We start from the raw sequence: 19,920 nt of genomic DNA on the forward strand, positions 1-19,920 counted from the left end.
CCCTTTCTCACATGATGATGCTTGACCATATTTACAGCTTATTCAGGCTTGCCCGCATCTATTCATCACTTATTCTCACATTCAATGAAGAGAAAACCATATTGACAAATCGTCATTTTCTCGCTAAAATGAATGACATTCAGTCATTTAAGGTCGGTGATGATATGTCGAAACGAGAAAAGATTATGCTTGCTGCGATTGATGCGTTTAAAGAAAAAGGAATCGAAAAGACGACCATTTCGGATATTGTGAAAGCAGCAGGAGTAGCGCAAGGAACATTTTATTTATATTTTCCTTCAAAGCTTTCCGTCATGCCTGCTATCGCAGAACATCTTATCGCACAGATGGTGCCTGCAATTGAAAAGGAATTAACTCAGCATGCAGATGTCCTCGATCAAGCAGATGCGCTTGTTGAATTCATTTTTGCTTTTACTAGACAATACCGTGATGTCCTTGCCCTGACCTACTCAGGCTTAGCCGCCACCGAGCATTTAAAGGAATGGGAAGATATTTATGAGCCGATCTACAAATGGGTCGCTGCTTTTCTAGAAAAAGCAAAGCAGGACAAAAGGGTCCGTGCGAATTTGAACTGTCAATATGCAGCCAAATTCATTATCGGTTTACTCGAATCGTCTGCTGAGCAAATGTACTTGTTTACCGAAACAGATACAGAAGAGGTTCTGATTCAAAAGCGAGAGGTGAAGCAATTTCTTCTTTACGCACTTGGCATAGAGACACCTTAACTTAACAGCACTTGCTGTACACAGCGTGTAGACAAACCCTCGCATTCTTTGTCAGTCCTGCGCGCTGGTGCTCACGAATGTCAAATTCGCTCCGCAAAAGTAGCCGTCCTTTCTAGACTTCAAAGGTTTTCTATCACGCTGAAAAGAAGACAAAGGGCTAAAATAAAGTTCATTTTAGCCCTTTGTCGACAATCTTAGTACAGCACTTGCTGTACGCTCTTTTTTGGCTTTAAAATGACGAATCGTCAGTTTTGAGTTTTAGGAGGAAATACAATGAAAAAAAGCTGGATGTATGTTGCACTCACTTGTTTATTCGAATTACTTTGGGTGTTTGGTTTAAATAGAGCTGATGCTGTGTGGGAATGGGCGATCATTATCTGTCTGATCCCAGTTGATTTTTATTTTTTAATGAAGGCCTGCGAGAAACTGCCGACAGGGACCGTGTATGCCGTGTTTGCCGGAGTTGGAACGATAGGTACATCTTTGATGGATTATGCGCTGTTCGGCGGTTCGTTTTCATTAGAAAAGCTCTTATTTATGGGAATTTTAATTCTCGGGATTATTGGACTGAAAGTGTCTGATGGAGATGCACATGAGCAGAAAGGAGAAGCGGTATAAATGGGCTGGTTTTTTGTACTGTTGGCCTCTGCCTGCGAAATCGGCGGAACCATTGGCCTCAATATGTTTAGTAAGAAAAAGCAAATCACGACAGGCATTTTATTTGTCGGCGGGTTTGCGTTATCCTTTTTGTTTTTATACGCCTCGTTCTCGTCCGTTCAAGTATCCGTCGCCTATACGGTCTGGATTGGACTTGGAACGGCGGGCTCTGTCTTGTTTAATATGATTCTATTTAAAGAGCCGAAAAACATGATTCGTATTCTCAGCTTGCTGCTGATTGTGATTGGTGTGGTTGGGCTGAAGTTGTTTGCATAATTAAATAACAAAAAAGGAAGGGAGTTAAAGCCCTTCCTTTTTTGTTTCTCATTCAATGGGTATCTTGCTGCTCAAGCAAGAGATCCATTGCGTAAATCGATTCGCCTTTTTCATCTAATAAAAAGTACACAATCAAAGGCTCTCCAAAAGATGCTGTTTGCTGCGTGAACAAGACACAGGTGAATTTTTCGATACCAATTGGTAGCTTTCTTTTTAATATAGGATGAAGAATAGGCGAAGTCCGAATTGTATCTACCTCAACATCCCAACGTTCGTTTTTTAAAGTTGGATAATGCTCTGATAACAATTGATGCAACATGTCGGTCGTGAGCGCTGCTTTTCCATCGGCTCCATCATCTATTATGTTGGTGTTATACATCCGACGGTTGCTTACCCTTTGAAGCATTGATTCGTATTCCTTTTAAGACAAAGCGTTTCTGACCATCAAGTGTACAAGTGATCAATGTCAGTTCATTTTCCCCGCGATCCTTTAATACCTCAACATCCGTTGGTTCGATCGTAGCTGAGCTGACAATTTTATATTCGTATGTTTCCGCTTGATGATGTAAGACAACTTTTTCTCCTTTAGGCACCTCTGGCAGCTGCCGGAAAAGCCGGTCGCCTCTATACCCTCTATGCCCTGCAATCGTGAAATTCCCTTCACCTGGCATTTGATGAGATTTAATTTGAGTCAGTGCTATACCTAAATTTTCTTTTGATGTAACAGGAAGTACTTTTTCATTTAAATCAATTGACGGGATCTCTAGCTCCATCACATCTCGCAGGTCTTCTTCTGACACAGTTAAATGTGGAATAGAAGAAAGGGCATCACTGTCATTTTCTTCAATCATCTTTAATGCCTGTTCCATTGCTGCTGTCTCTTGAGACGTTCGCCACTCATATATAAAAGGAACAGAGATGAGCATTAGTCCTGCGACCACCAAAAAGCTGCCTAATAAGGTTCTTTTTTTCATCTATACACTCGTTCCTTCCTTTTACTGAATGGTTCTTCTTCTGACAACAAGAAGAACAGTTCCAGAAGCTGCTAGTAACATCCCTGCATACATCAAGTAACGCAGCCATTCTTCTCCAGTTTTTGGCAGCTCACCGTTTGAGTCATGAGGCGGATGTTGATCCCCTTTATCTGAAGCTGGAGGATTCGTGTGATCCTCTTCATTCTTCACTGGTGCATTTTTCACAATCATTGTCTTGATGTCCTCTTCGCCCATTTGAATTGAAAAAGCGAGCGGTTTCTTTAACGCTACATAACCATCTGGAGCTTTCGTCTCTGTGAGTAGATACTCTCCAGGTTTAAGCCCTTTGACAATGGCTTCTCCGTCTTTTCCTGTTGTCACAGATTTTATGGTTTTCCCGGCTTTTGTACGAATGTCAAAGGCTGCCCCTTTTAAGGTTCTATCTGTCTGCTGGTCTACCTTTATGATACGCAGACTTCCTAAGATCAAATGATTCTTCGCTGTTAATTGAAGCGGCTTCTGCTGATTTTTCTCAATCGTAAACAGGATCGGTTGATTATCCAATTGATAGCCATGAGGTGCTTTCGTTTCAACGAATTGATATTCTCCCGGTTTTAGATCGTTGATGAGAAGCTTTCCTTTTTGATTCGTTACAAGTGATTTCTTCAACGTTTTCCCTTCTTTACTTAGAAGAGAAAACTCTGCATTTTCCAGCGTATGTCCTTCATCATCCACTTTGGTCAGTTCCACTGCACCCGGCGTCAGCTTGTTAATCATTTCTACTTTGGCTGGTTTGTCTTGACCTAAACGAATCTTAAATGAGACAGGTGTCTGATCCAATTCATAGCCAGTAATGCTTGCTGTTTCAACAAATCGATAGGTGCCTGGCTTCAGCTGATTGACTGTTAGTTGACCGTTTTTGTCTGTCTTTAAGTCTTTCTTTATACGTTGATCGTGCTCATCAAGCAGATCGAAGGTCACTCCTTTGAGCAACTGACCATCTTCGCCTTTTTTCTGAAGCTGTACAGCACTTGTCGTCCGAATATTTTCTTTTGTCACTTTCACCAGTTGTTTTGGATTGAAATCAATCTTAAAGTCTACTGGTTCTGCATCAAGTTTATGTCCAAAAGGAGCCTTCGTTTCAACCAATTGGTAAGCGCCTGGTTTCAAATCGTTGACAGTGATAATGCCTTTCTCGTTGGTTGTTAAACCTGACATCAATTCTTTTCCATCTTCATTGAAAAGGGTAAATTCTGCGCCTTTCAATCTTTCCTTTTCTTCCCCTATTTTTGTGAGTTCTACAGAACCTTTCTTGAGCTGATTGATTACCTCCACTTGAATCAACTCTTTTTGACCTAATTCAACTTCAAAGACAAGTGGTTTCGTACTCAATTCATAGCCTTCAAGACTCTTTCTTTCAACAAATTGATAGGTTCCAGGTTTTAAACCTGTGAAGGTGATCTCTCCATCCTGATTGGTTGTAATCCCTTCTCCTCCTGCCACTATCTTTCCTTTGGCATCAGATAGATCAAAGACAACCCCTTCTAATGATTTCCCATCTTCGCCTTTTTTGTGTAACAGTACTCCGCCTGTAGTGCGGCTGTTTTCTTTTGTCACACTGACCAGCTTCTCAGGGTTAAATGGAATAGCAAAAGTGACAGGTGTTTCGTCGAGCTCATGACCGAATGGAGCCTTCGTTTCAACAAACTGATACGTTCCAGGTTTCAGATCGTTGACGATGATCTTCCCGTTCTCATCTGTGACGAGACCTGTTTTTATCTCTTTTCCATTTGCATCTACAAGCTTGAATTCTGCTCCTTCAAGCACATCATCCTTTTCACCGAGCTTCGTGAGTTGGACATCTCCTGTTTTGAGATCATTGATCACTTTGATCTCTGCCGATGTTTTTTGTGCGATTTCGATGGTAAAAGGATAAGGTTTATTATTCTTTTGGTAACCATCAATACTCTCTGTCTCCACGAGCTGATATTTGCCCGGTTTGAGGTTATCGACCAAAATCTTCCCATCTTCATCTGTTGTCAAATCTTTACGCACAACTTCGTCATTTTGATTCAAGATTTCAAATCGAACCCCTTGAAGTTTCTTGCCATCTTCCCCTTCTTTCATCACTTCTAATGCACTTTTTTCATATAGATTCTTTTTCGAAATGATGACCGGTTCCTTTGGATCAAGTGGTACTTCAAATTGGATTGGCGTTTCATCTAACACATAACCATCTGGTGCTTTTGTTTCAACGAGCTGATACGTACCCGGTCTTAGTTCATTTATCGTGATCTTGCCATTTTCTCCTGTGACAAGCGAGTTTTGCAGCTCTTGCCCCTCTTTATCTAAAAGTTTGAATTGTGCACCTTCTAGTCTCTCTCCGCCTTCACCTATTTTGCTCAATTCAGCAGAGCCTTTGATGATGTCATTTACTGCAGTGACAGTCGTTGTTTCTGTTTGATTCTCTTTAATGGTGAACGGCCATTTTTGCTGATTTAATTGATAGCCTTTCGGTGCGTTTGTCTCCACAAAATAATAGGAACCTGGCTCAAGATGTTTGAAAAGAATTTCTCCTTTTTCGTCCGTTTTCAAGTGAGTTTGAACGGTCTCTCCAGATTCATTTTTCAGTTCAAATTCTGCATTCTCTAATGCCGCACCTGTCTCTTTGTCTTTTTTCGTTAACTTGACATGCTGGCGGATTTCTTGGTTCTGCACCGTCATGCTATTTCCTGTTTTCGCTTGATCTCCAGATTCGTAAGGCTGATCAATCGTGACATGGATCGGATCCTTCGTTTTAATATAACCATCAGGTGCTTTCTCTTCTGTCACGATATAGTCACCATACAGAAGACGATCAAATCGAAGAACTCCTGCTTCATCTGTTGCCTTTGTTCCAATGACGATCCCGCTCGCAGCATCTGTCAGAGAAAAGCTTGCTCCTTTTAGCGCTTTTCCAGTACTCGCATCTACCTTTTTGACGGTTAAAGCACCAATCGATCCCGTGCCATCTCCCATACCAGCGGTGCGTTTTACAATAACGGAGGCTTCAGATTCCTTTTTGATTTCTTTTACATTTTCACCTCTAAACGTTACTTCGTTTTGAAGTGTACTTCCCACCTTATCTAAAATGAGAGATTGGTATTCTAAAATATATGGTCTTGTGATTTCTTCTTTAAATTTGATTTGAAAAGAATCTGGATCGAATTCAAGGTCTAGCTCATAATCTTTCCCTTTTTCAAGCTCATCCTTTTTGGTCACTTGCCCCTTTTCATCTATTGTCGTCGAATAGAGATGAAATGAGTTTTCTATTATGGCTTGGTTACTGCTCGGATGGTCTATAATCGTCGCATCTTGGACTGTTGATTGACCAAAATTGATATTCAGTTTCCAATCAATGACTTTTCCTTGCTGATTTCCTGATTTACTCGTGTATTTTCCCCCATTTGGAATGGACACCACTGCATTCACATCAGATTCTTTTGTCTGTCCATCATAAAGGGTCGCTTTATTTTCGTAGGTTTTCTGTACTAAATCCATTCCTTCAACACTTGTTTGATACGTGATTTTGTATGGGGAATCAATGGCTTTTTTGAAAGTCACTTCGAAGCCTGTTTCTCCCTTTTCATTTTCAAGGAATTTGATGTCATAATGTTCTTTCGCTAATACCTCTTTTTCTTCCGCACCATTTTCCCCGCCTTGTAAATCAAGCGAATAGACGGTGATTGAATCTTTAAGCAAACGCTGATTTCCTTGAATGAAATCCTCGATTTTCGCCTCTTCTAAATGTTTCAAATTATAGTTCACACCGATATTCCATGTGATCTCTTTTTTCTTTGCATCATAAGTTCCGTTCTTAAAACCATTTGACTGCGTATATGTGTCAGGCGTGAAGACAGATTGATTTTCCTTCGTCAAATCCTTGCCATCTTCATTTACCCATTCAAGCTTTACATGATTACGCAGATTTTTTTGATCTTTATCTGCTCTTTTTTCATAGTCAAAAGACGTTGTATATGTGACAGTATGTTCTGTCTTTATTTCTTTCGTAAATTGAATATCAAATCCATTTGCATGTTCAACGATTTGATAATCTGTGCCTTCTTCAAGCACTGTATTACCTGTCGTCACTTTTAAACTATCTTTTTGCAGCGTCAATCCTTCGTTTGTAAACGTATCTTTTAATATCACATTGTTCATCGTTTGTTGATCTTTGTTGAAGATGATACGCCATGGAATGGTCTTGTTCTTGTAATTCGGTGTTCCATGATTTTTCGTTAGGATTTGCTGGTCAATTCTTTGCTTCCCTTGTTTACTCTCTTTGCCAGCTGTTACCGTATTGATAATCTCTTCAGCTTCAAAAATCCGCTCGGTTGCTTTTGTTTGATAGGTGATGAGATAAGCCGATTGAACATCTTGATTGAATTGCAAGGTAAACCCGTTTTGTTCATCCTTTTTTTGAGGTTGAACCACGTAATTTTCAAACGCTTTTGTTCCTGATTCTTTGCCATTTTGATCAATTGTGACTTCTTTGACTTGAATGGAATCAGATATCAGCGCCTGTGTGCCATTAAAGAAGTCTTCTAATAAAGCATCCTTTTCGGCAATCTTTTTTTCGTTATAGTTATAACGAATTTCCCAAGTGATCGTTTGTGTGACTGGATCGTAGTGGGCGGCTTTTTTATTTAATGGACTGCCTCTTGTCACATTCACTGTTCCTTCTGCTGAACTAATCACTTTATCAGCAGAGACAAGGGACGCTTTATTACGAAACGCAGACTGATCTTGATTCGTAATGTCCGTTTCATACATTAAACGGTAAGCTAGATGCACATCATCTTTAAATTCAATCGTGAAATCTTGACCATCTGCTGTTTGGCCAATTGTGTAGTGGTTTTCGTCAAGCTGCTGACCAATCGATGTTTCACCATTTAGCTTTGTATCAATACGATAAAGCTTAATTGAATCTTTTTTCAACGCTTGACCTTCTTGAATCGGATCTAATAGCTTCGCTTGTTTGATATCTTCTAAGTCCATATTAAAATCTACTGTCCATTGAATGGTTTCAGCATTGTAAGATCGATTTGGTTCTCCCTTTTTAGAGACATTTGGACCATTTGGAATGTATTGAATCGGAATTGATACCGTATCCTTGCCTTCAATCGGGGTAATGACCACTTCTTTTTCTTCAGTAATGACAGTTTTTTTATCTAATTGCGTCCACACTTGAAGTGTTCCATGAATATTTGAATATTGTTTAATAAAATCAGTGAATTCGATGGAGGCATTTCCGCTCTCATCTACAGAAAAATAACCAATGGTTGCCTGATTAAACTTCATCTCGAGACGATCGATTTTTTCGTAAATCACTAATTCCTCTGGAACCTTGAAATGGAATTCATCCCCGCCATTATAGCTATGACCATTTGGAATCGCCCACTCATAGTTAATGGAAATAAGCGAGTTGATATCAGGTTTCTCAACTGAATTTCCTTCCTGATCTTCAAATATTAATTTCGCATCAGTGAGGAGATTTTCTTGTATCTGCATTTGTTTTGAAACACTTTGCAGGCCTGCACGCTTAGACACGCTCACTTTGTTCTTTAGTAATTCTTCTTCATCATTTTGTTTCGTTTGAGCGGCTTCTTGATTGTTAGAAGCTTTATCTTTCTCAGATGAGGTTGAGTCATCTTTTGGGAGACTTTCTTCACCCTCATTTTGCTTTGTTTTCTCTTCTTGCTCAGCTATACTGGTGACATCGATGTCAATTGATCCTTCTAAATTTGGATCGATCTCAACATCTTCTTTAAATTTCACCGTCACTTCATTTTGTTTTGAAACAGTATACTCGCCAACAGGTATGTCACCCACAGTAATGAGTTCCTTCTGCTCCTTCTCTACCTGGATGGCTGAAGGAAGAGAAAGTACATACGGGTATTGCTTTTTTAGATCAATTCCTTTTATAGACCAATGCACAGTGGCCTTTCTTACTTGCTGATCTTCCATGCTTGATAACTTATTGCCTTCGCTATCAGCGAACTCAATATCCCCATAAATGTTTTCTTGAATTTCTTTTGCTTGTGCCCCTGCTAAAGGCAAGACTCCTAATATACTAGACTGTATGACTAGCACGGTGATGAGTGCCAGCGACAATATTCTTTTCAATACATCCACCCTTTTCTTAATTAATTTTCAACACGATAAAAAAATCATTTATTTACTGTCCGATCAATCACTCCGCTTCTGATCAAATATTTTTTTAAAAAATTGCACCTTAAGACCCTATGAATAAAATGAGTTGATCAATCATGAGCTTGAAAGGTCTTCATGAGTAGTGGATTGAGTAACTGGATTGGGGTCTATAGAAATGGGGAATAGTGAGAGGATCGTGAAAAGATTAAATGTGAATTTTTATATTTATACTGGAATGATTAATAAACGATGTGTACATGCATATATAAGCATGTATTCACATATGGTTCGTTCATATGAAACAAGCATGTATCATATCGTATGTAAGGTGAGTCAGTTCAGCATTATATAAATCGCATTCCTTTCTACTCCCTTTCATATGGTAATCAAAAAGCTGCTGCGTTTTATTCTTACATTTACCGTTTCAACAGCAAAAAAATAAACTTAAATATCTAAAATGATCCATTTTTATAGGATTCATGGCTTACTTATCACCTTTTAAAAGAAATATATGGAGAATCAGGGAATAACATTTGTTTTCGTCTAATTTTTTTCTCTTTTATTATGAAAAGTGAAGACAAAACGATTTAGCCTAAACATTAAAATCATTTTATGCCTATTTAGAAAATCAAATGTTCTTTAAGTGAACTTCATAATATAGAGGCAAGCCAAGGGAAGGAGTTAGTTGTTTAATGGAGCTCATTGATAATAAATCAAAGAGATGGATAAAAATTTTAAAACTGCTTGTATCAAAAAATAAGTGGTGGAGCCTTCAAGAGATATCGAATGAAAATATCGGCTCGGTTCGTGCGATTCAAAGCGATTTAGAACAAATGAAATCGTTCCAAACAGAGAATGGAGAGCCGTTAATCCACATAAAGCCAAGACAAGGCATATCCATTTGTTATACGGAGACGATTCGAGTGGACTACTATATCAAGGAAATTCTAAAAAATACGATTGAAATTCGATTGATTGATGGCATTTTTCTTGAAGAAAACAGGTCTTTCTATGAATGGATGGAAACGCTTAATATCAGTAGATCCACATTGTATAACACCATTCATAAAATCAATTCGCTTCTTATCTCGTATGACATTGAGTTACGACCAGATAGTATGCAGTTCCATGGAAATGAGAAGGAGATTCGTCAATTTCTTGTGGAATTTTTGTTTGAAGTGTATGGAAGCAGGCTTTGGCCATTCGATGATATTCAAAAGCAAGATGCAGTTGATTTTTTACAAAAGCTATTTCAGGTGCTCGAAGTCAATCTACCTGATGTGGCTATAGATAAATTTTGCCTATGGCTCGGCGTTTCCATACATCGAGTGAGGAAAAATTTTACAATACGACGCAATTATAGGTACTCAATGGATAAGGAAAAACAAACAGCTACTGCTAAAGGTATCTATAAACAAATCAAAAACTTGGAAGAACACGTTTGCCAAATGACAAAGGACACTTTTGGTGTTACGTTGGATCGTCACGAATTTGTCTTTTTACTATTGATTGAACCAGCTATTGGCCATTATAAATCAATTGAAACTGTCGAAGAAAAATTGACGTTCTTTCAATCGCATACACCACACCTCTTCGAAGCCATTCATTCCTTTATCAATCAATTGGAGTTGATTTTTCATCAAGAGGTGGCTAATCGCAAGGTGATGACACTGATTCTTCTCCAATATTATGTGTATTCTAGGGAAATTACCGTAAGAGATGGATTCCTTTTCAAAAAGAAATCGAGGTATTTATCAGAGGTAAAAAAACAGCTTCCTTACTTCTATTCGAGGATTACTCATATCATCCAAGAGTTAAAAACAGACGATATACTTGCTTCTTTTGTGAAAAATGAACGAGAATTGATTCGTATCATTACTTCTAACTGGAGGGGGCTTGTTCATTTGGAAATGGACCGGAGAAACGTGTTGAACATTTTTGTCATTTCAACATTAGGTTATAATCATAGTTTGTTTATTGCGGATTTAATTAAATTAAGATTGCCTCCTCTCATTCATATTTTCACAAGTCCAGAAAATACATTAAATGAACTGACAATGGATCGACTTGGGATTGATATGATTGTGACCGATACTGAACTTCCTAATCAATTAGGACGGTCTACGCTGCTGATTAGCTCTTTTCCAACAAAGAAAGAAGTGGACAACTTGCACTCAAGATTGGTTGATATGACAAACTAATATTCACAAGAAAAGCTGCTGAGGAGCTCTCAAGCAGCTTTTTTGCTTCTGTATTAATGAAGTGCTATTTGTTCATTCATCAAATCAATGGCGTAAAGCGATTGCTCATATTCATCTAATAGAAGGTAGACTTTGAGCGGTGCAGCGGTTTGATCTGTCTGCTGCGTGAATAGGACACAAGTGAATTTTTCGATTCCTTCTGGCAGCTTGCTTTTCAGAAAAGGATGAAGAATAGGAGAGATTCGAAGGGTATCAACATCTTTTAGCCAAAGCTCATCTTGTAACGCAGGATAATGGTCAACCAAAAACTGACGAAACACTTCCAATGTACTCAAGGTAGATATCCTCACTTTCTTCTATTTATGGCTTTAAGCTTACCTAAAAACAAACATGTTCAACTCATCCTATGATCTCAGTCCGCCTATTTTCGCATACTACTAGAGACACAATGTCATTTTTATTCTAAAAGGATTGTAGATCAACTTTACTGCAATGGGTTTTCAATATGTATGACGTTTACTATATGAAATACGAATTCCAACCGATGGACCTATGATCATATTCTTATCTGTTTCTTTCGTGATGAAACGACAACTTCCTTCTACAAAATTCCATTTTTATTCAAAAAAGAGGAAAATGGGATAAAAAAGAACAGCTGCTCACTGTTCTTTTAGAAGTTATGAAAGGTCTTTCAAAGAGAAAACTTCGCCGCTTACTGCATCAACGCCATCATGACAATCGAGCTTGCCGCATAAAACATATTGTTTTTGCACATCGTCATAGACGTAGATGGGTGTAAGTTCGAGGCGTTCTCTCAATGTTTCATAGGCTTCTTTCTGAGATATGGTGATTTTACTAGTTGTTTGAGATGGATTGAGTATCCCGCATACTTGAAACATCTCTTTTTTATCTATGTAATTAACGGCTTCAAAAGTGCTGGCATCAATGAAGACTTTGATCTTATCCATAAAATCACAGCCTTCTTGCTCATTCGTTTTTAATATCGCTTCGATGTAGCCATGGTCGCGGTGGAGTGTTTTTAGCACCCACTTCCCTGTATCCTTTGAATATTTTTGCGCCAAAAAGGTTCGAACCGCTTTGATACACGCAGCTTGCTCTTCTTTTGAGATCGGGAATGTATCTGGCGAAGGCTCCAGTGAGAAGGCTTGTTCAGCAGTAATGTCCTCGTTTATATCGATTTCCTTTTTTTCAAAGGCTTTGTTTAACGGTTCATTCCACTTCATGACCTGATGCATATGTATACTATTCGTTTCTTCACGCCCAATTTCAAATGGTATCGTTCCTGTTCCATCGTTCTTTACATAAATTTCTTCTAACGCATATATAGGGCGGATTCGATTCTGCTCGAAGAATGGCCAATCAAACCGCTGCACTTGCTGCTGGGCTAAATCCTCGATCCTATCAATGGAAAGCACATATTCTTCAGTTTTTAGTCGTTTTTTTGCCATAAATGGCCCTCGATGTATATAGTGAATGAGCTGCCCATGTTCATCCCATTTCACCTCGATTCTGCCTGAAGGCGTCACCTTCATACCATCTATTGCTTCTTCGAAAAAAAGTTCCCCTTTCTCCTTTTGTTGCATGTGAAAATGCTCGCCATAGACCAACCCTGTTTCTTGTTCGATCCATTGAATGACATGAGCTGGATAAGGCCTCTTAAATGTGACACCATTCTTCGCGAAGGTTTTGTCCATGACAAAAATGACCGTTTCAACCTGTCCTGTATTCAAATTCACGTCAATCACAGCTGTGCCGTCCGGGTTTAGATCATCGTCCTCGGGTTCAGCTTCATGAGAGGGAAACCATTCCATATTCAATGTATAAACCGTTTCATTGAACATATTGACGTAGCGATGAAAACTGTGTCTTTTTAAATAGTAAAGATCTAAACCAAATTTCGCCTTTGTCTGATCGATCAGTTGTTGAATGTTTGCATTCAATTGTTTCACCTCAACATTCAGTTTTATGGAAGAAAAAAGATGACGATAAAGATGAAGATGATGATTACAGTTAAGAACCCTAATGCTATTGCCATTATATTTGACTCTTTTGTATAGCCTATTAATTCGCCTTCGGTCGATCGGTCAATTTTTCTAAAGCGAAAAAGCATGCTTATATTAATAAGAGCTAGAGCCATAATCAATAAGAAAAGTAGAAACATTGGTTGGATATCAAAGAATGGGTTCGATACATTTTGGAAACTAAATGACTGAAAAAACATAAGCCCGCTCATTATCAGTTTCCAAACATTATCCATCCTCTGTTCCTTCTCCCACTCTTCCCCTAATTTTTCACTTTCATAAATAGCTATCTGCTCGTAAATTGGAATGAAGGACTTTGTTGATCCTTTTTTCATAAAACCATAAATGCTTTGAAGGAGCATTAAAATTCCTAAACAAAGAAAGAAATGTGTAAATCGAATTTCAACAATTTGAATCATCATATAAAAAGCAATGATTAAGATAACGGCTATTAAATTAGAGACAGCTATTTGTGTTGTCCTCATCTTTTTCAGTGCAGCTTGTTCCATGTAATACTCCTCTCCGTTTTAAAGGTTCCTGTTGAACGCTCTATCTTTATTACGATTTCACCGAAAAAATGTTTCAATATTTTCCCTTTCTGCTGTCAATTCTGTTTTTTCGCAAATGAAAAGACGCCCATCATTCAATGAACGTCTTTTCCTTCTTTATAAAATGATCACATCATATCTGAGCTGCCGATCTGTCTTTTATTTGCTGAGCTGCCATGTGTTTAAAGTTCTCAATAGACACCTCCTTTGACGTCTTTTCTCCGTGCTGTCTAATATTCAGTGTTTTTTCTTGCATTTCTGTATCGCCAATGACAGCGATATAAGGGATTTTTTGCATTTGTGCTTCTCTCATTTTATAGCCGAGCTTTTCATCCCGTTCATCGATTGTGACTCTGATGCCGATCTTTCTTAATTGCTGCTGCACCTCTAAGCAGTAATCAAGGTGAACAGTTGAGACAGGGATGATTTGTACTTGTACTGGTGCTAGCCATAATGGGAAAGCGCCCGCAAAATGCTCGATGAGAATACCTAGGAAACGATCTAGAGAACCAAAAATGGCACTGTGAATCACAACTGGCCGTATCTTTTCATTTTTTTCGTTGATATATGTTAAATCAAATTTCTCTGGCATTTGGAAATCCAGCTGAATTGTGGCGCACTGATGGCTCCGCTGCAAGGCATCTTTAATATGAAAATCGATCTTTGGACCATAAAATGCGCCATCTCCTTCATTTAGCTGGTAGTCGACCTTTAGACGATCAAGCACATTTTTTAGCGCTGCTTCGGATATATCCCAAATAGCGTCATCCCCTAAGGCTTTTTCTGGACGAGTGGATAGCTCGACTGAATACTCAAATCCAAATGTCCGATACACATGATCAACTAATTGAAAAATCCGTTTGATTTCAGCTTCGATTTGATCTTCTCTTAAAAAAATATGGGCATCATCTTGGCAAAATGTTCTGACCCTGAACAATCCGTTTAACGCTCCGCTAAATTCATGACGATGCACCTGACCAAACTCAGCCATTCTAATCGGAAGGTCTCTGTATGAGTATAAGCTGTTTTTGAACATGAGCATATGCCCTGGACAGTTCATCGGTTTTAAAGCAAAGCTTGTATGGTCTACTTCTGAGAAATACATATTTTCATGATAATGATCCCAGTGCCCTGACTTTTCCCAAAGCTCTTGGTTCATCATAAACGGTGTACTCACTTCTTCGTATTGCGCTTTGCCTCGCACTTCTCTTGAAAAGGCCATTAATTCATTTCTGACAATCTGACCTTTTGGTAAATAAAACGGCATACCTGGCGCTTCTTCTGAAAACATAAAGAGGGATAACTGTTTCCCTAATTTCCGGTGATCACGTTTATTCGCTTCTTCCATGAAATGAAGATACTTAGCGAGATGATTTGGATGTTGAAACGCCACACCATACACTCGCTGCAAGACATCCTGATTGCTGTCTCCCCGCCAATAAGCCCCTGCAACACGTGTTAGTTTAAATGACTTTACGTACCCTGTAGAAGGTACATGCGGCCCGCGGCATAAATCTACAAATTCTCCTTGCTGATAAACCGTGATGGCTTCTTGAGAGGGTAAATCTTTTAAAATATCCAGCTTATAAGGATCATGTGCAAACAGCGCTTCAGCTTCTTTGTATGAGACCTCTTTTCTTTGGATAGGATGATTCTCATTTATGATGTTTTTCATCTCTTTTTCAATTTCGGCTAAATCATCAACGCGTAATGATTGATTGAGCTTCATATCATAGTAAAATCCGTTTTCAATGACCGGTCCGATCCCCAGTGTGACATTGTCATATAACCTTTTCACAGCCTGGGCTAATACGTGGGCAGCTGTATGGCGCATCACTTCAAGCCCTTCTTTTGAATCTAGTGTGACAATAGACAGCCGAGCATCGCTGTTTAGCTTTTCACTTAAATCAACCATTTGATCATTGATCTTACCCGCCACTGCTTTTTTTCTTAAGCTCGGACTAATATGGGAGGCAACATCTGCGACAGTCGTACATGCGGGAAACTCCTTTATCTTTCCATCGGGAAATTGAATCTTCACCATATTTTCTCTCATAACCGACACACCTTTCCTATTTTTTGAAATAAAAAAACACACCCATCCCGCGTAAAGGGACGAATGTGTAATCCGTGGTTCCACCCAAATTCCCATAACGCGTATTCGCTTTATGGCTCTGGTGCCGTAACGTGGCATTGACGGTATTGGATACTGTGATTTCCCCAATACAGCTCAAAGGTGGTAAGACAGCATTTCTGCGTTAGGAAGATTTCAGCGTGACTTCCCTCTCTGGTAACCGATAAAAGCTGCTCATGTCCTTTTCAAAGCAATAATCCTATATGAGTGTACAAAAAAACACACCCATCCCTCATAAAGGGACGAATGTGATATCCGTGGTTCCACCCAAATTCCCATAACGCGTATTCGCTTTATGGCTCTGGTGCCGTAACGTGGCGTAGACGATATTGGATACTGTGATTTCCCCAATACAGCTCAAAGGTGGTAAGACAACTTTTCTGTGTTAGGAAGATTTCAGCGTGACTTCCCTCTCTGGTAACCAGTAAAAATGGCTCATGTCCTTTTCTTCGCTTTTAATTTCTCCATATCTTACATGATGATGATGGATTGTGTAAAGGATTATTTTGTGCAGTGATAACAAAATTCATTCTTTAAATGTAATATTGCGCGTATTCACTTGGGCTGTATTCAATTTGAAACGCAGGAGATAAGGCTCGTTTCACTTCTTCAGTGATTCGCTCTCCTTCTTGATTGAACTTTCTTTCCATGTCTACACCATTTGGCAGCAAATCATCGGTTTCTTCGTCAAACCAGCGGCCATACTGTATATTCCAATTCCATAACTTTGAGAAAAGGGTATTACTCATTGGTACATCATCTCTTTCTAAATGACATTCGCAATACCCACACTGAAAAGGTTCACCGTAATCTCCTTCAATTTTCACAAAGGGATGATCCTTATACTCTCGACAGCACACCCATTTTTTTAAGTGCTGACCAAACTCTGTCAATTTAATTGAGTAATAACGCATGGAAGTTAGTTTACCTTTCATATTAAAAATCTCTTGATCAATTAATTTCTTGATTCGATATTCAATAAAATCATCGCCGATATACTGATCTAAATGACCAATGACTTCTCCTATTAAACGTGGAGTTACAATGTACTCGTCTTCTGGCGCGGACTGATGAAGCCGCTTAGCCATTTTCACTAAATAAGCATCAAATTCATCTTCTGGTACGCTGATCGCTTGTCCTTTTTTCCATATCCGCAGCGTATGATTTTTTTTAGCAAATGAAAGCCATTCGTTTTGTAATCTTTCTCTTTCTTCTGTTGACACTGTGTGAATGTGCTGTTTACTTCTGTACAAAACCTTCAATTTTTCTGATGTGATTTCCCCGGAATGTCGAATATCCATTCGTCTTGTATTTGTATTGAACAGCTGGTCAAATGCTGTCGTTGTATTGATTACAGACAATTCTATGCTTTTCTCTTTTAATAAATAGACGGCATATCGTAAGCCAATTTGCTCATGTGCATTACTGCCTGCCCAGATGAGAATACGACTGCCTGCTTTTATCTCTTTTATTTGTTGAAGCATTTTGTGCTGATCGTTGACCATGTCATCAAAATGGCCAAATTCGTTTGACATCACGTTACGCAGCCACTCTATACGGTTCGCTTGTCCTTTATGTTCGTGTAATTGTAGAAGTGGCCCAATTGAATAAATATCATTAAAAGCGATGATATCATCTATTTGATTTTGCTTCATTTCACGTATTGCTTGTTTTAAACTACCGGCAGCTGCCGCCCCAAATATGATATGTATCATCATCCGTCTCCCTTTATCTTACAGTTTATTTCATCTTCACCTATTCATGGTTCTTGTGTCAATTCTATTGAGTCAATTTCATTCAAAAGTATGACAATAAGATGATCAGGTATTTACAGAAGTAATAAAGCAGAACTGAAGAGATAAGAATTTTTATAAAAAAACCCTACGAAACTAGGCCAAGGAACTACCCGAAATAAGTAGTTCCCATAATACAAAACTGAATCTGTGTGATTACTAGTTAATCGAATATGTTACCTTCCTTGCTCCATCACCTTCAAACTCTTCTGCTGAGAGATTCGGTCAAACGCCACCATCAAGATAGTCATGAGTAAAGCAAGAAGAACCGTTCCAGCACTGATCCAGCTCAGGTGTAATATAGATGTCCTGCTCAATACAAGTCCTCCTAAACCCGATCCTAAAGCAAATCCGAATTGAATAAATGATGTATTGACACTTAATGCGATATCAGGAGATTTGGGTACAAGTGTGACGAGATACAGCTGCTGAGCTGGCGATGTGCTCCATGTAGCAATCATCCATATCATGATAACCGCCACCATGACCACGAGATTCCCTGTCACAAATGCTAGCAGCATCAGCATGATGATTTGTAGGATAATTCCGGAGAAAATCGTGAATGTTGGGCCTTTTTTATCTGCTGCAACCCCTCCAAGACTGGAGCCCAAAAAGCTGCATATTCCCGCTAGTAATAAAATGCCACTGATTTCTGTGATGCTAAGGTTTGCTGATTCTTGCAGGAAGGGCGTTAAATAGGTAAATAAAGTGGAATATCCGCCTACATAAAAGAGTGTAACTGCCACTGCAAGCAAAATTCTCTTATCTTTTAATATCGATAATTGCATACCTAGCGTCACCGGTTCTTGTTCTTTCATAGAAGGGATGCGCCTATACACAACAATCAGCGGAATGAGCGTGATCAATCCAATGGCTGCAAATAATGCTTTCCATCCAATCATGCTGCTTAGAAATGTACCGATTGGCACACCTAAAACTAAGGAACTGCTTAATCCCATTAAAATGATGCCAATCGCTGTTCCTCTTTTTTCTCGTTCGACAAGACGAGTGGCCACAGCCATTGCCACCACAATAGCCGTTCCCCCACTAATTCCTTGTAAAACCCTAGTCATCAGCACCATTTCAAACGAATGGCTGATACTTGTGATGATATTACTTAAAGTAAAAATGATCAGCATCCATGATAATATTTTTCTGCGGTCGATATTAATGGTCAGTGCAATGACAATCGGCGCGCCGATTGCTGCTGAGAGCGCTAATGACGTGACCAATAAACCAGCAGCTGACGTCGTGACCTGTAAATCATCTGCGACCATTTGAATAATTCCTGTAATGATATATTCGATCGTTCCAATTAAAAAGGCTGCTAAAGCAAGTAAATAGACAACGGCTTTATTTTTCATCGTGGCTTTTCTCCTTTGGACAATGTGTACGTTTTAGACTTTGAAAAATTATTCTTGAATGGGAATTTGAATTTCAATGAGTCTGCCATCTTCATTTTCAGCCAACGGGTAATAAATCTCTCGGCCCGGCTGATCTTCTTTTACGTGGTATCCGTTATTTTCGATCCATGTCGCCAGGTCAACACAAGCAGATTGTGCAAATGGAGAATCTGAATGAAATAAGAGCGACGCCATAGTTTCTTCAGCTGGTAACGTACGCATCGTGATACCCTTAGGCAGAGAGCCCCTTAACGCTTTCGCGGAATACCCAACCTCAAATTCGAACTCACTTTCTTTAGCAAGTGATTCCCTCCACAGCACGATTTGTGGCTCAGAGTTCAATTCTTGCGGATGTTTATGTAACAACTGATGAAACGTTTGAAAGAATGTTGGGATTTCGTCAACAGTTCCATGGGATTGAAAAGACATGATGTGTTTGCTTTCAACCGATTTGATGATGACCTCCTGTTCTTTTTCAACACCCCCCTCTCGTTTGATGAGATGCATCCGCTCCTTAATACGCGCTAATTTCTGTTGTTCTCTCTCGATCAATTGCTGAATCTCACTCTCTTTCAAGAGAAACATGCCCTGAATCTGCTCGACAGAAATATCTTCACGAAGAAGCTGACCCATTTGCTTTAACGTAAAACCTAATTCCTTGTACAGAAAAATCCGATTGACCTCAAGCAGCTGCTCAGCTGAATAATACCGGTATCCGGAATCTTGATCGATTTGCTTAGGCTTTAATAAATCAATCTGGTCATAATACCTTAAGGTTTTGACAGGGACTTTACTTAACATAGAAAAATCGCCAATCTTGAACATTCTGCATCTCCTCCGTTTTGTTGATCTGATCAAAGTATAAACCTTTCAGTAAAGGGGAAAGTCAACAGAAGATTTTAATATTCATTCGTATTATCATTAGATTAAGTTGAAGAATGCAGACTCCAACTTCGC

At 39.1% G+C, this 19,920-nt stretch carries 14 protein-coding genes; 4 read left to right on the forward strand and 10 right to left on the reverse strand.

Translation table 11 applies throughout. The features are described 5' to 3' along the window. The first annotated feature begins 164 nt into the window (after positions 1-164). The 3 genes from MHI60_RS03415 (at position 165) to MHI60_RS03425 (ending at position 1,676) form a co-directional block, all read left to right on the forward strand. Complete coding sequence (locus MHI60_RS03415; RefSeq protein WP_024425822.1) at positions 165-743, forward strand: TetR family transcriptional regulator; 579 nt, start codon at positions 165-167, stop codon at positions 741-743. A 273-nt stretch (positions 744-1,016) separates the two neighbouring features. Then, complete coding sequence (locus MHI60_RS03420; RefSeq protein WP_003217798.1) at positions 1,017-1,361, forward strand: SMR family transporter; 345 nt, start codon at positions 1,017-1,019, stop codon at positions 1,359-1,361. After that, the gene (locus tag MHI60_RS03425; protein WP_003217878.1) at positions 1,362-1,676 is read left to right on the forward strand and encodes a multidrug efflux SMR transporter; all 315 of its coding nucleotides are present in this window, start codon (positions 1,362-1,364) and stop codon (positions 1,674-1,676) included. A 52-nt stretch (positions 1,677-1,728) separates the two neighbouring features. Here the strand turns inward: MHI60_RS03425 and MHI60_RS03430 are convergent, their stop codons facing one another. Genes MHI60_RS03430 through MHI60_RS03440 form a run of 3 tightly spaced genes read right to left on the reverse strand, consistent with a single transcriptional unit; the run spans position 1,729 to position 8,815 of the window. After that, a complete protein-coding gene (locus tag MHI60_RS03430; protein WP_144485892.1) occupies positions 1,729-2,055 on the reverse strand; it encodes a hypothetical protein in 327 nt (108 codons plus the stop codon). Beyond that, a complete protein-coding gene (locus MHI60_RS03435) occupies positions 2,048-2,650 on the reverse strand; it encodes a class D sortase (protein ID WP_144485705.1) in 603 nt (200 codons plus the stop codon). The genes MHI60_RS03430 and MHI60_RS03435 overlap by 8 nt, the downstream gene beginning before the upstream one ends. A gap of 21 nt (positions 2,651-2,671) precedes the next feature. Continuing rightward, complete coding sequence (locus tag MHI60_RS03440) at positions 2,672-8,815, reverse strand: SpaA isopeptide-forming pilin-related protein (protein ID WP_144485707.1); 6,144 nt, start codon at positions 8,813-8,815, stop codon at positions 2,672-2,674. A 719-nt stretch (positions 8,816-9,534) separates the two neighbouring features. Here MHI60_RS03440 and MHI60_RS03445 point away from each other — a divergent pair. Next, positions 9,535-11,043, forward strand: coding sequence for a helix-turn-helix domain-containing protein (locus MHI60_RS03445; protein WP_095407998.1), 1,509 nt, complete (start codon positions 9,535-9,537; stop codon positions 11,041-11,043). Between the two features lie 53 nt (positions 11,044-11,096). Here MHI60_RS03445 and MHI60_RS03450 read toward each other — a convergent pair whose 3' ends face one another. The 7 genes from MHI60_RS03450 to MHI60_RS03480 all read right to left on the reverse strand — a co-directional run bounded on the left by MHI60_RS03450 (position 11,097) and on the right by MHI60_RS03480 (position 19,788). Then, a complete protein-coding gene (locus MHI60_RS03450) occupies positions 11,097-11,378 on the reverse strand; it encodes a hypothetical protein (protein WP_024425245.1) in 282 nt (93 codons plus the stop codon). 342 nt (positions 11,379-11,720) lie between these two features. Next, positions 11,721-13,004 carry a hypothetical protein gene (locus MHI60_RS03455; protein WP_144485709.1) on the reverse strand — a complete coding sequence of 428 codons (1,284 nt, stop codon included), beginning with the start codon at positions 13,002-13,004 and terminating at the stop codon, positions 11,721-11,723. 23 nt (positions 13,005-13,027) lie between these two features. After that, positions 13,028-13,594, reverse strand: a complete 567-nt coding sequence (locus MHI60_RS03460) for a hypothetical protein (protein WP_144485711.1) — start codon at positions 13,592-13,594, stop codon at positions 13,028-13,030. A gap of 172 nt (positions 13,595-13,766) precedes the next feature. Continuing rightward, complete coding sequence (gene thrS, locus MHI60_RS03465) at positions 13,767-15,689, reverse strand: threonine--tRNA ligase (RefSeq protein WP_144485713.1); 1,923 nt, start codon at positions 15,687-15,689, stop codon at positions 13,767-13,769. 611 nt (positions 15,690-16,300) lie between these two features. Continuing rightward, on the reverse strand, positions 16,301-17,482 hold the full coding sequence (locus MHI60_RS03470; RefSeq protein ID WP_144485715.1) for a DUF1835 domain-containing protein: 1,182 nt from the start codon (positions 17,480-17,482) through the stop codon (positions 16,301-16,303). A 254-nt stretch (positions 17,483-17,736) separates the two neighbouring features. Next, entirely contained in the window at positions 17,737-18,924 is a 1,188-nt protein-coding gene (locus MHI60_RS03475; RefSeq protein ID WP_144485717.1) for an MFS transporter, read from the reverse strand. A gap of 48 nt (positions 18,925-18,972) precedes the next feature. Further along, the gene (locus MHI60_RS03480) at positions 18,973-19,788 is read right to left on the reverse strand and encodes a MerR family transcriptional regulator (protein WP_144485719.1); all 816 of its coding nucleotides are present in this window, start codon (positions 19,786-19,788) and stop codon (positions 18,973-18,975) included. Positions 19,789-19,920: the final 132 nt, after the last annotated feature.

The organism is Bacillus sp. FSL K6-3200, assembly GCF_038630485.1.
Classification (GTDB): domain Bacteria; phylum Bacillota; class Bacilli; order Bacillales; family Bacillaceae; genus Bacillus; species Bacillus safensis.

Excerpts from the sequence above, each read along its gene's own strand:
- MHI60_RS03415 (WP_024425822.1), top strand. The coding sequence starts at position 165 with ATGTCGAAACGAGAAAAGATTATGCTTGCTGCGATTGATGCGTTTAAA.
- MHI60_RS03420 (WP_003217798.1), top strand. The coding sequence starts at position 1,017 with ATGAAAAAAAGCTGGATGTATGTTGCACTCACTTGTTTATTCGAATTA.
- MHI60_RS03425 (WP_003217878.1), top strand. The coding sequence starts at position 1,362 with ATGGGCTGGTTTTTTGTACTGTTGGCCTCTGCCTGCGAAATCGGCGGA.
- MHI60_RS03430 (WP_144485892.1), bottom strand. The coding sequence starts at position 2,055 with ATGTATAACACCAACATAATAGATGATGGAGCCGATGGAAAAGCAGCG.
- MHI60_RS03435 (WP_144485705.1), bottom strand. The coding sequence starts at position 2,650 with ATGAAAAAAAGAACCTTATTAGGCAGCTTTTTGGTGGTCGCAGGACTA.
- MHI60_RS03445 (WP_095407998.1), top strand. The coding sequence starts at position 9,535 with ATGGAGCTCATTGATAATAAATCAAAGAGATGGATAAAAATTTTAAAA.
- MHI60_RS03460 (WP_144485711.1), bottom strand. The coding sequence starts at position 13,594 with ATGGAACAAGCTGCACTGAAAAAGATGAGGACAACACAAATAGCTGTC.
- thrS (WP_144485713.1), bottom strand. The coding sequence starts at position 15,689 with ATGAGAGAAAATATGGTGAAGATTCAATTTCCCGATGGAAAGATAAAG.
- MHI60_RS03470 (WP_144485715.1), bottom strand. The coding sequence starts at position 17,482 with ATGATACATATCATATTTGGGGCGGCAGCTGCCGGTAGTTTAAAACAA.
- MHI60_RS03475 (WP_144485717.1), bottom strand. The coding sequence starts at position 18,924 with ATGAAAAATAAAGCCGTTGTCTATTTACTTGCTTTAGCAGCCTTTTTA.
- MHI60_RS03480 (WP_144485719.1), bottom strand. The coding sequence starts at position 19,788 with ATGTTCAAGATTGGCGATTTTTCTATGTTAAGTAAAGTCCCTGTCAAA.